The 10,440-nt window shown below is 71.6% G+C and carries 11 protein-coding genes and 1 pseudogene (1 of these 12 running past the window's edge); 9 read left to right on the top strand and 3 right to left on the bottom strand.

The genetic code is table 11. From position 1 onward, the window contains the following. Positions 1-250: pseudogene (locus E6G06_02390) on the top strand (hypothetical protein) (it extends 286 nt beyond the left edge of the window). 33 nt (positions 251-283) lie between these two features. Here the strand turns inward: E6G06_02390 and E6G06_02385 are convergent. Beyond that, complete coding sequence (locus tag E6G06_02385) at positions 284-586, bottom strand: hypothetical protein (protein TML93351.1); 303 nt, start codon at positions 584-586, stop codon at positions 284-286. A 210-nt stretch (positions 587-796) separates the two neighbouring features. Between E6G06_02385 and E6G06_02380 the strand changes: the two genes are divergently transcribed. The 5 genes from E6G06_02380 (at position 797) to E6G06_02360 (ending at position 5,247) form a co-directional block, all read left to right on the top strand. Continuing rightward, a complete protein-coding gene (locus tag E6G06_02380; protein TML93350.1) occupies positions 797-1,561 on the top strand; it encodes a hypothetical protein in 765 nt (254 codons plus the stop codon). Positions 1,562-1,643: 82 nt separating this feature from the next. After that, positions 1,644-2,894, top strand: coding sequence for an LLM class flavin-dependent oxidoreductase (locus tag E6G06_02375; protein TML93349.1), 1,251 nt, complete (start codon positions 1,644-1,646; stop codon positions 2,892-2,894). Positions 2,895-2,986: 92 nt separating this feature from the next. Then, positions 2,987-3,589 (top strand): hypothetical protein, encoded by a 603-nt coding sequence (locus tag E6G06_02370; protein TML93348.1) that lies wholly within the window; start codon positions 2,987-2,989, stop codon positions 3,587-3,589. Further along, a complete protein-coding gene (locus E6G06_02365; protein TML93347.1) occupies positions 3,586-4,473 on the top strand; it encodes a LytR family transcriptional regulator in 888 nt (295 codons plus the stop codon). Before E6G06_02370 ends, E6G06_02365 begins: the two co-directional genes overlap by 4 nt. A gap of 3 nt (positions 4,474-4,476) precedes the next feature. Next, complete coding sequence (locus E6G06_02360; protein TML93346.1) at positions 4,477-5,247, top strand: NAD-dependent epimerase/dehydratase family protein; 771 nt, start codon at positions 4,477-4,479, stop codon at positions 5,245-5,247. Between the two features lie 13 nt (positions 5,248-5,260). Here the strand turns inward: E6G06_02360 and E6G06_02355 are convergent, their stop codons facing one another. Continuing rightward, complete coding sequence (locus E6G06_02355) at positions 5,261-5,686, bottom strand: SCP2 sterol-binding domain-containing protein (protein ID TML93345.1); 426 nt, start codon at positions 5,684-5,686, stop codon at positions 5,261-5,263. 2 nt (positions 5,687-5,688) lie between these two features. Then, the gene (locus E6G06_02350; protein TML93344.1) at positions 5,689-6,219 is read right to left on the bottom strand and encodes a TetR family transcriptional regulator; all 531 of its coding nucleotides are present in this window, start codon (positions 6,217-6,219) and stop codon (positions 5,689-5,691) included. Positions 6,220-6,413: 194 nt separating this feature from the next. Here E6G06_02350 and E6G06_02345 point away from each other — a divergent pair, with 194 nt between their 5' ends. From E6G06_02345 to E6G06_02335, 3 genes are all read left to right on the top strand, one after another. Further along, complete coding sequence (locus E6G06_02345; GenBank protein ID TML93343.1) at positions 6,414-7,685, top strand: MBL fold metallo-hydrolase; 1,272 nt, start codon at positions 6,414-6,416, stop codon at positions 7,683-7,685. Between the two features lie 82 nt (positions 7,686-7,767). Next, positions 7,768-9,198 carry a hydroxymethylglutaryl-CoA synthase family protein gene (locus E6G06_02340; GenBank protein TML93342.1) on the top strand — a complete coding sequence of 477 codons (1,431 nt, stop codon included), beginning with the start codon at positions 7,768-7,770 and terminating at the stop codon, positions 9,196-9,198. 2 nt (positions 9,199-9,200) lie between these two features. Continuing rightward, positions 9,201-10,403: an acetyl-CoA acetyltransferase gene (locus tag E6G06_02335; protein TML93341.1), complete on the top strand. Its 1,203-nt coding sequence runs from the start codon at positions 9,201-9,203 to the stop codon at positions 10,401-10,403. The last annotated feature ends 37 nt before the right edge of the window (positions 10,404-10,440 follow it).

Genomic DNA, 10,440 nt, shown 5'->3' with positions numbered 1-10,440 from the left:
GTCGTGGGGCGCGGAGTGCGGCGGCGAGCGGGTGCTCTTCACGACCCTCAGCGTCCCGGTGATGACCCGGCTGCGGATGGAGGAGCGCGCCGTGCTCGACACCCTCGTGCGCGGCGGCGTCGCGCGCAGTCGCAGTCACGCGCTCGCGTGGTGCGTGCGACTGGTCGGCACCCATCAGGGCGACTGGATCAAAGACCTCCAGGACGCGCTGGTGAAGGTGCAGCAGGTGCGCGACGAGGGACCGGAGTAGCCGCGACCGCTCCCCTTCGCGGTCTGAGCGCGGTCACTTCTTCCGGAAGCGTCTCCAGAACGGCTGCCTCGGCTGATCGCGGTCGATCTCGGCGAGGATGGCCGGGCCGGCCGCGTTGACGATGTCCTCCGCCTCGTCGAGCAGCTCGGCGACTCCCTCGAGGCTCGCGGGCTCCGGCGGGGTGGGCGCGACGACCAGCTTGCCGTGGCTCCAGTTGACGTCGGCGAGGCGGCGCTCGTAGCCCGAGCACGGGTCAGGGCAGCGCCACGGGGCCTCGGGCGCGAGGTCGAGGTTGCACTTCCGCACCGTCTCACCCGGCTCTCGAAGTTCTTGCACTCCTCGCGCATGGGCACGGGCCCATGTTGCCAGCTACGGCTGCGTTGGTTGACCCGGGAAGCTGGTCGCTCTAGGGTACGGTCGTGGCGAGAACGACCGATCTGGCGGCGGCCGGACGGCCCGGGGAGCACGACGGGCCCGACGTCCGCGTCACGGGTGTCCCCACCCGGGTGCTCGTCTTCGGCATGATGCGCGCCGACGGCACGGTCGATGCCGCCGAGCTCCTGCCCGTGGCCGAGGCGTGCGGGCAGACCCCCGAGCAGCTCCGGTCCTGCCTGCGGCGCCTGTCGGCCGAGGGCCTGCTCACCCGCACGGGCAGCGGCCAGCGCGCCCGCTACGACGCCACGCCGGCGGGCATGGCCGCGGTCGGCAGCCAGATCGAGCGCACCCGTCTGGCGTACGCGCAGGACGCGGCAGGACGGGGCTGGGACCGGCAGTGGCGGCTGGTGGCCTTCGCCATCCCCGAGGCCCGGCGGGCCGCACGCGACTCGTTCCGCGACCGGCTGCTTGTCGCCGCACCCGTGGCACAAGGAGGCATGCGCGGAGGCCGACCGTCTCGGCGTCGCCGAGCTGGTGACGACCGCGTCAACTGACGACCTCGAGGTCGGCGGCGAGCGCGACCCGCGCGAGCTCGCGCGCCGTCTCTGGCCGGTCGACGAGCTGGCGGCGCGCTACCACGCCCTCGTCGACGACTGGTCGTTCGTGCTCGACTCGCTCGCCGACCTGCGCGCGCGCAAGGAACGCCTGCCCGACAGAGCCTTTCTCCCCGGCGCGCTGGCGATGGCCGTCGCCTTCCAGGACGTCTTCGACGACGACCCGCTGCTGCCCCCGGAGCTGCTCCCCCGCCCGTGGCCGGGACGCGCCGCGCGCGACCTCCTCGTGCGTAGTCGCCGGCTCGCGCTCGCGCTGCGCGCGGCCCACGGCCGGCCCGCGCTCTTCCATCTGTTCGACGAGACCACCGAGGCCGTCCGCTGACTCCAGATCCGGCGGCCTCAGCGCCCTTGGCCAACCCGCCCTCAGCCAACCCAGCCGATCCAACCGACAGAGAGGCGATGCGATGAAGTTCGGGATCTTCTACGAGCACCAGCTCCCGCGTCCGTGGGAGTCCGACGACGAGCATCGACTGCTCAAGGACGCGCTCGACCAGGTCGAGCTGGCCGACCGCCTCGGCATCGACTGCGCGTGGGAGGTCGAACACCACTTCCTCGAGGAGTACAGCCACTCGTCGGCGCCCGAGGTGTTCCTCGCCGCCGCGTCGCAGCGCACGAGCCGCATCCGGTTGGGCCACGGGATCGTGCAGTTACCGCAAGGCTTCAACCACTCCGCTCGTGTCGCGGAGCGCATCGCCACGCTCGACCTCGTGTCCGACGGCCGGGTGGACTTCGGCACCGGCGAGTCCTCGTCGGAGGCCGAGTTGGGGGGCTTCAACGTCGACCGGGCCACCAAGCGCGACCAGTGGGACGAGGCGCTCGACGCGGTGACGCGCATGTTCGTCGAGGAGCCGTTCGCGGGCTACGACGGCCGGTTCCTGAAGATGCCGCCACGCAACGTTGTCCCGAAGCCGCTGCAGAAGCCGCATCCGCCGGTGTGGGTCGCCTGCAGCCGGCGCGAGACCATCCACCTCGCCGCGCAGAAGGGCATCGGCGCGCTCTCGTTCTCGTTCATCGAGCCGGCCGAGGCGAAGCAGTGGGTGGACGACTACTACCGCACGCTCGCGTCGGAGGAATGCGTGCCGGGCGGCTTCGCGGTGAACCCCAACCTCGCCGTCGTCATGCCCCTGATGTGCCACGAGGACGAGGCGACCGCGGTCGACCGCGGTCTCGACGGTGGCCACTTCTTCGGGTACTCGCTCGCGCACTACTACGTGTTCGGGCAGCACCGACCCGGACGAACGGTGATCTGGGACGAGTTCCAGAAGAACCGCTCTCTGTTCGGGTTCGACCGCGACATCGCATCGCGCACGGGTCAGCCCCTCGGCGCCCAGCTGATGGAGGAGGGCCTCGGCGCGCTGCGGGGGGCGATCGGCACGCCCGACCAGATCCGCGTGCTGCTGAAGGGCTACGAAGCGGCGGGCGTCGACCAGGTGATCTTCGTGAGCCAGTCGGGCAACAACCGTCACGAGCACATCTGCGAATCGCTCGAGCTCTTCGCCGAGCAGGTCATGCCCGAGTTCCACGAGGGCGAGGACGCGCGCGCGAAGGACAAGCTCGAGCGTCTGGCACCGGCCGTCGAGGCCGCTCTCGCCCGGCGGGCACCCGCACGCACCGCGCCCGAGGGCTACGTCGTCGGCGCCGCGATGCAGGTCTGACGGCGCGGGGCGACTGCGGCAGGTCCGATCGCGTCTGGTCGACGTCCGCACTCCACCCGTGGGGGCGGGCGGCGTGCTAATCGTGGGGGGTCGTGCCCGATTCCGCCCGCCGCCTGGTCGTCGTCCTGCTCGCGCTCACGGCCCTGGTCGGTGGCGCGGGCTGCTCGAAGAAGAAGCCGACGGCGCGCGCCCGGCCCTCCACCACCGTCGCGTCGCGCCCGATCACCCTGAACGTCGCTCCGTCGCCGGACACGCCCGCCGCGGTGAGGGACGCCACCGTGGCGCTGCTCCAGCGCTACCTCGACGACGCGATCCTCGCCCCGATGCGAAGCGGCGGCTCGGCGCCCGACCTCGGACCGCTCTTCACCGCGGAGACCGCGCCGCGCATCAGCGCCGGCGATCGCGCGGCAATGGTGGGCGAGGGGATGCCACGCGCCGGGGGGGGCGTCGAGGCCGACGCGGCCAACGCCACCATCACGCCGTTCAGAGTGGGCGACCAGGTGCCGTTGGTCGTCGCCCAGATCGACCTGCGCCTCCGCGCCCGCGACGTCGAGGGCGCCGGCGTCACCGTCGCGCACCAGGGCGAGCTGGTGCTGGTGCCGGAGGGCTCCGGGTGGAGGATCGGCGGCTACGACATGCTGGCGACACGTGATACGCCCGCCGGCACAACCACGACAACGGCGGTGAAACGGTGAAGCGCGTGGTGGCCGCCGCACTCGTGTTCAGCGGCCTGCTCATGGCAATCGCGTTCGAGACCGGATTGCCGTCCGCCGCTCGACAGGAGCCCGCGTTCACCATCCACAAGGTCGACGGGGCCCACTTCGCGGGGACGAACGGACTGACGTTCATGCTCGTCATCGGCCGCGACGGACGCGCCGGCGTCGGGGGCAACCGCGGCGACGCCCTCCACGTCATCGGCGTGAACCCTGCACAGGGCCGCGCCACCATGCTCGACATCCCCCGCGACACGTGGATCGACATCCCCGGACATGGGCGCGAGCGCATCAACGCGGCCTTTGAGTTCGGGGGGCAAGAGCTGCAGACCCGCACGGTGAGCGCGTTCACCGGCGTGCCCATCGCGTTCTCGATCGTGACCAACTTCGATGGTCTCATCGGGATGGTCGACGACCTGGGTGGGGTGGACGTCGACGTGCCCCAGGCCATGAACGACCGGTTCTCGGGCGCCGTCTTCCCGCAGGGCAGGGTCCACATGAACGGTGGGCAGGCGCTCGCGTTCTCGCGCAACCGCCACCTCGGTGACGGCGACCTCACCCGCACCTATGACCAGGGCGTGCTCATCCTGTCCGCGCTCGCCAAGTTCCGGGCGCAGCCGGGGGCGGTGAACGTCGTGCGCAGCCTCGAGGTGCTGCTGCGGCGCTGCCAGGCCGAGGGTGTGAGCCCGCGCGATCTCTTCCGGCTGGGCCGGCTCGCACTGTCGGTCGACCCGGCCAACGTGCGCAACGTCGTCATGCCGGCCCGCCTGGGCCAGGTCGGCCCCGCGTCGGTGGTGTTCCCGGGCCCCGGCGCAGACAGCCTCTTCGCGGACTTCCGGGACGACGCCATCCTGCAGACGCACTGACCGATGGCGCTCGTCCTGGTCACCGGGGGGACCGGGCAGCTCGGACGAGAGGTCGTGCCCCGGCTGGTGTCGGGCGGACACGACGTGCGCCTGCTCAGCCGTCAGGACCGGCCGTCGCGGCCCGACGGTGTCGAGGCCGTGCGCGGCGACGTGCTCGCGGGCGACGGTCTCGACCGCGCGGTCGCCGGCGTCGACGTCGTGATCCACTGCGCGACGAGCCCGTTCCGCCGCACGAAGCGCACCGAGGTCGACGGTACCCGCCGTCTGACGGCCGCGGCGAAGCGCGGCCGCAGCCCGCACCTCGTCTACATCTCGATCGTCGGCGTCGACCGCCACCCACTGCCGTACTACAGGGCCAAGTGGGCGGCCGAGGGGGTGATCGAAGGGGCGGGACTACCGCACACGATCCTGCGCGCCACGCAGTTCCACTCGCTGCTCGACGGCTTCCTCACCCGGCTGGCACGGCTGCCCGTGCTGCCAGTGCCCCGCGGGGTGCGGTTCCAGCCCGTCGATGCGGGCGAGGTGGCGGCGCGCATCGTCGCGCTCGTCGGAGCCGGCCCTTCTGGTCGCGCCGCCGACATGGGTGGGCCCGAGGTCCGTGGCTTCGACGACCTGGCCCGCGTCTGGTCGAACGCCCGCGGACGCCCGCGCCGGGTCGTCGCGTTCCCGATCGCCGGCAAGACCGCGCGCGCGTTCAAGGAGGGCGTCAACCTCTGTCCCGACCACAAGGACGGAACGGTCACGTGGGAGGACTGGCTCACCGAGCGTCGGTGAGCGCGGCGGACACCTACGTCGCGAACCAGGCCTGCATGGTCTGCGCGAGCATGATGTCGCCGCCGAGCTTCAGCTTGCCGCTCATGAACGCCTGCATGCCGTCCAGCTGCCCGGCGACGAATCGGAGGAAGTCGGGCAGTGTGAGCGTCAGCGTCAGGCGCGGGCTGGCGGTCGTGCCGGTCTCCACCTTGCACGAGCCGTCGGCGATGTGCACGGTGCGCGAGTGCGTACCGTCAGGCGCGTCGACGTCCCACTGCACCACGGCACTCTGGCCCGCGGCCTTGTCGGGTTGGAAAGCCTGCTCCATGCCGGTGAAGACCTGATCGAGCAGGGTGTCGATCCCCAGCTCCTCGGCGGCCTTCGTGATCTCGTCGTCTGAGTGGCCCTCGACCAGCTCGGCGAGCGCGCTGCGGGCGTCATCGGTGGATGCGTCGGACACGGTCACTTCCTTTCTTCTTCGAGAAGGGCGGAGAGCACGCGCCGCACGACGCGACGCGCGCGGGCCGGCGAGAGACCCTGGTGGGCGCGCAATGCCTCCCACGTCTGCCAGCTCGACGCGGCGTCGAGCGCGTCGAGCAGCTCGACCCGGTCCGCGCGCGGACGCCGGTCGAGCTCGGCCGCGAACACCTCGGCCACCTCCCTCCGGGCGAGAGCCAGCAGGCGCGTGCGGCTGGACCGCAGCTGGGCCGAGCTGGGCTCCTGCAGGAGCGACGCGCGCCGGACCGGCGTGATCGCTTCGAGCACGCGCGTGCGTTGGGCGACGAACGCTTCGAGCCGGTCGTCGCGCGATGCCCGGACCGGGAGCGGGCCGACCAGCGCGGACAAACGCTCGAGCTCGCGCGCGGCGGCCGCCGCGAAGAGCGCCTCGAGATCGCGGAAGTGCTGGAAGACCGAGCGCAGCGACACGCCGGCCCGCTCGGCGATGCGGGGAGCCGTCGGCCGGAGGTCACCCTCGTCGATCAGGTGCAGCATCGCATCGACGACGGCGATCCGGGTACGGTTCGCGCGAGCAACTCGGCCGTCGACCGCGAGGTCGTCTGCCGGTGATCTCCGAGCGAGAGATCTCCGTGCGACTGTCGCCACGCGGGGAGACTAGTTCTTCTCGCAGTAAGGATGCACAATGTCTGACAACGGCGTGTCTGAGAGCGGCGTGTCCGAGACGACCGATGGCTGAGACCGACATCCTCACGTTGGCCGACCGGCTGTGGCGGGGCGAGGCGTCGATCAAGCAACACCATCCGGTCGGGCTGACGGGCCGGCTCCAACCGATCGACGACGGCGTCGCCTTCCTGCCCGCGTTCGCCAACGTGAGCGCGTTCACGACCGGCGACGGTCTCGTGCTCGTCGACACCGGCAGCGAGTTCACCGCCGGGCACGTGCACGAGCAGGTGCGCCGCTGGTCACCCGACCGGCTCGACACCGCGGTGTACTCGCACGGCCACATCGACCACGTCTTCGGGGTGCCCACCTTCGACGAGGAGGCCCGTGACGCGGGATGGCGCGCCCCACGCGTCGTGGCCCACGAGGCCCTGCCCCACCGCTTCGATCGCTACGTCATGACGGCCGGGTACAACGGCGTGATCAACCAGCGCCAGTTCCAGGTACCCGGGCTGCGCTGGCCGACCGAGTACCGCTATCCGGACGAGACCTATGTCGACCGCCACACGCTCGAGGTGGGCGACACACGCTTCGAGCTCCACCACGCCATGGGCGAGACCGACGACCACACGTGGACGTGGGTGCCGTCGCGCAAGGTCCTCTGCTGCGGCGACCTGTTCATCTGGGCATCACCCAACTGCGGGAACCCCCAGAAGGTGCAGCGCTACGTGCGCGAGTGGGCGGCCGCTTTGCGCGAGATGGTCGCGCTCGGCGCGGAGTACCTGCTCCCCGGCCACGGCGTGCCGATCGTGGGCGCGGACCGCATCGTCGAGGCGCTCACCGCCACGGCCGACCTGCTCGACTCGCTGCACGAGCAGACCGTGGCGATGATGAACGAGGGCGCCCGACTGAACGACATCGTCCACACGGTGCGCGCTCCCGCGCACCTGCTGGAGAAGCCGTATCTGCAACCGGTCTACGACGACCCCGAGTTCATCGTGCACAACGTCTGGCGTCTCTACGGCGGCTGGTACGACGGCAACCCCTCGACCCTGAAGCCGGCGCGCGAAGCTGCGCTCGCCGAGGAGCTGGCCGCGCTGGCCGGCGGCGCGATCCGGCTCGCGGCCCGGGCGCGGGAGCTGGCCGCGAACGACGACGGCCTGCGATTGGCGGGCCACCTCGTCGAGCTCGCGGCGCTGGCCGCGCCCGATGACCGCGACGTGCAGTCGGCGCGCGCCGAGGTGTTCGAGCGCCGGGTCGCGGTCGAGACGTCGACGATGGCCAAGGGCATCTTCGCGTGGGCCGCCAGCGAGTCGCGAAGCGCGGCGGAGGACACGTGACCGAGGACCGAAGCGCAGCGGAGGACCGCAGGTCCATGTGGACGGGCTCGTGCAGCATCCGAGGGACGAGGATGGTGCACGAGTGAACGGTCTGGTCGCGTACGGCACGTACATCCCCTACTGGCGGCTCGAGCGCGGCGCGATCGCCGCCGCGCTCGGCACGCTTCCCGGCCACGGCACCCGCACGGTCGCGTCCTACGACGAGGACACCACCACCATGGGAGTCGAGGCGGCGCGCGCCGCGCTGGCCGCGGCGCCTGAGGGCGTCGAGGTCGGCCAGCTGCTGTTCGCGTCGTCGAACCCCGCCTATCTCGACAAGACCAACGCAACGGCCATCCACGCCGCCCTCGGCCTCGACGCGTCCGTGGGCGCGTACGACATGGGCGGGTCGGTGCGCTCGGCCATCGGCGCCAACCGGGCCGCGATCGCGGCGCCGGTGCCCACCCTGGTGATCCGCTCCGACCTGCGAACCGGGCTCGCGGGCGGCACCGACGAGCGCGACGGAGGCGACGGAGCCGACGCTTACCTGTTCGCGCCCCGCAACGCTGTCGGTGAGGCGGTGATCGCCGAATTGCTCGGCGGCGCGGCGTCGACGGCGGAGTTCCTCGACCGCTGGCGGATACCGGGCGACCCGGCCTCGCACGTCTGGGAGGAGCGCTTCGGCGAGCACGCCTACGTCCCGCTCGCAGAAGCGGCACTCACCGAGGCGTTGAAGCGGGCGAGCTTGACCGCCGACGCGATCGACCACCTCGTCGTGACCGGCGTGCACCCGCGTGCGGTACGCGCGGTGAGGAAGTCCGTCGGTGTGCGACCCGAGGTGGTGGTCGACGACCTGTCGAGCCGGATCGGCAACCCGGGTGCCGCGCAGCGGGGCATCGTGCTCGCCGACGTCTTCGACCGGGCCCAGCCGGGCCAGGTGGTCGCGGTGGTCTCGCTCGCCGACGGCGCCGACGTGGGCATCGTGCGGACGACCGACGCGCTCGCTCGCTACCATGACCGGCGGCACACGACGGTGGCTGAACAGATCGGGCGCGGGCGCGACGACCTCGAGTACGCCACGTTCCTCACCTGGCGGGGTCAGCTGCACCGGGAGCCTCCCCGACGGCCCGACCCGACCTCCCCGGCGGCGCCCCCTTCGTTCCGGCACGACGAATGGAAGTTCGGCTTCACCGCCAGCCGCTGCGAGCAGTGCGGCACCCGGCACCTGCCGCCCGCGCGCGTCTGCAGCTCCTGCGGTGCCGTCGATCGCGTGACCCACGAGCGCCTCGCCGACTCGCGAGCCACCGTCGCCACGTTCACGATCGACCGCCTGGCGTACTCGCTGAACCCGCCGGTGGTCGCCGCAGTGGTCGACTTCGACGGCGGCGGCCGCTTCCGCTGCGAGCTCACCGACGTCGATCCCGCGACCGTGGCGATCGGCGACCGCGTGGAGATGACGTTCCGCAAGATCTCCACCGCCAACGGGGTGCACAATTACTTCTGGAAGGCCCGGCCCGTGAGAGAGGACTCATAGCCATGGCATCGAGAGGGATCCGCGATCGAGTCGCCATCGTCGGCATGGGGTGCACGAACTTCGGTGAGCACTGGGACAAGGGCGCCGACGACCTGCTCGTCGACGCAGCCACCGCTGCGTTCACCTCGGCGGGCGTCGTCAAGGACGACGTCGACGCCTACTGGCTCGGCACCATGGGCTCGGGAATCTCCGGGCTCACGCTCTCGCGGCCGCTGCGCATCGACTACAAGCCCGTCACGCGGGTCGAGAACATGTGCGCCACCGGCTCGGAGGCGTTCCGCAACGCCTGCTACGCGGTCGCGTCCGGCGCCATCGACGTGGCGATGGCCATCGGAGTGGAGAAGCTGAAGGACGGCGGCTTCTCCGGCCTCGCCATCGCCTCCCCCCCGTCCGACGGCACCGGCGCCGAGCTCACCGCGCCCGCGCTGTTCTCGCTGCTGGCACCCGCCTACTCGAACAAGTACGGCGTCGACCCCGACGAGATGAAGGACGTGCTCACGCGCATCGCGTGGAAGAACCACAAGAACGGCGCGCTCAACCCTCGCGCCCAGTTCCGTCGTGAGGTCCCCAAGGACGTCATCGCCTGCTCGCCGATCATGGCGGGGCAGCTCGGCATCTTCGACTGCTCGGGCGTGAGCGACGGGTCGGCGGCCGCGGTGATCGTGCGCGCGGAGGACGCCCACCGCTACACCGACAAGCCGATCTTCGTGAAGGGTCTGTCGTTCGTCGCCGGGCCCGCGCGGGGCGCGGTCGACCCCGCCTACGACTACACCACGTTCCCCGAGATCGTCGCCGCCGCCGACGACGCCTACCGGCAGGCGGGGGTCACCGACCCGCGCGCCGAGCTGGCCATGGCGGAGGTGCACGACTGCTTCACGCCCACCGAGCTCGTGATCTACGAGGACCTCGGCTTCGCCGAGCGCGGCTTCGGCTGGAAGGAGGCGCTCGCGGGCACGTTCGACCTCGACGGCGAGCTCCCGGTCAACCCCGACGGCGGGCTGAAGGCCTTCGGCCATCCCATCGGCGCCAGCGGCCTGCGCATGCTGTTCGAGTGCTGGCTCCAGCTCCGCGGCGAGACGCCGGCGGCGCGCACCATTCAGAGCATCGCGGCGGGCAAGAAGCTCGCGCTCACCCACAACCTGGGCGGCTCACCCGGCGAGTGCGTCAGCTTCGTCTCGGTGGTCGGGAGCGAGCCCTCGGCCTGACGGGACGACCGATGCTTCTTGTCGTACGTAGCCGTCG

The sequence above is a fragment of the Actinomycetota bacterium genome, assembly GCA_005888325.1.
Taxonomy (GTDB): Bacteria; Actinomycetota; Acidimicrobiia; order Acidimicrobiales; family AC-14; genus AC-14.
The sequence above is the reverse complement of the archived record's forward strand: the minus strand, read 5'-3'. Positions and strand labels throughout refer to the sequence as shown.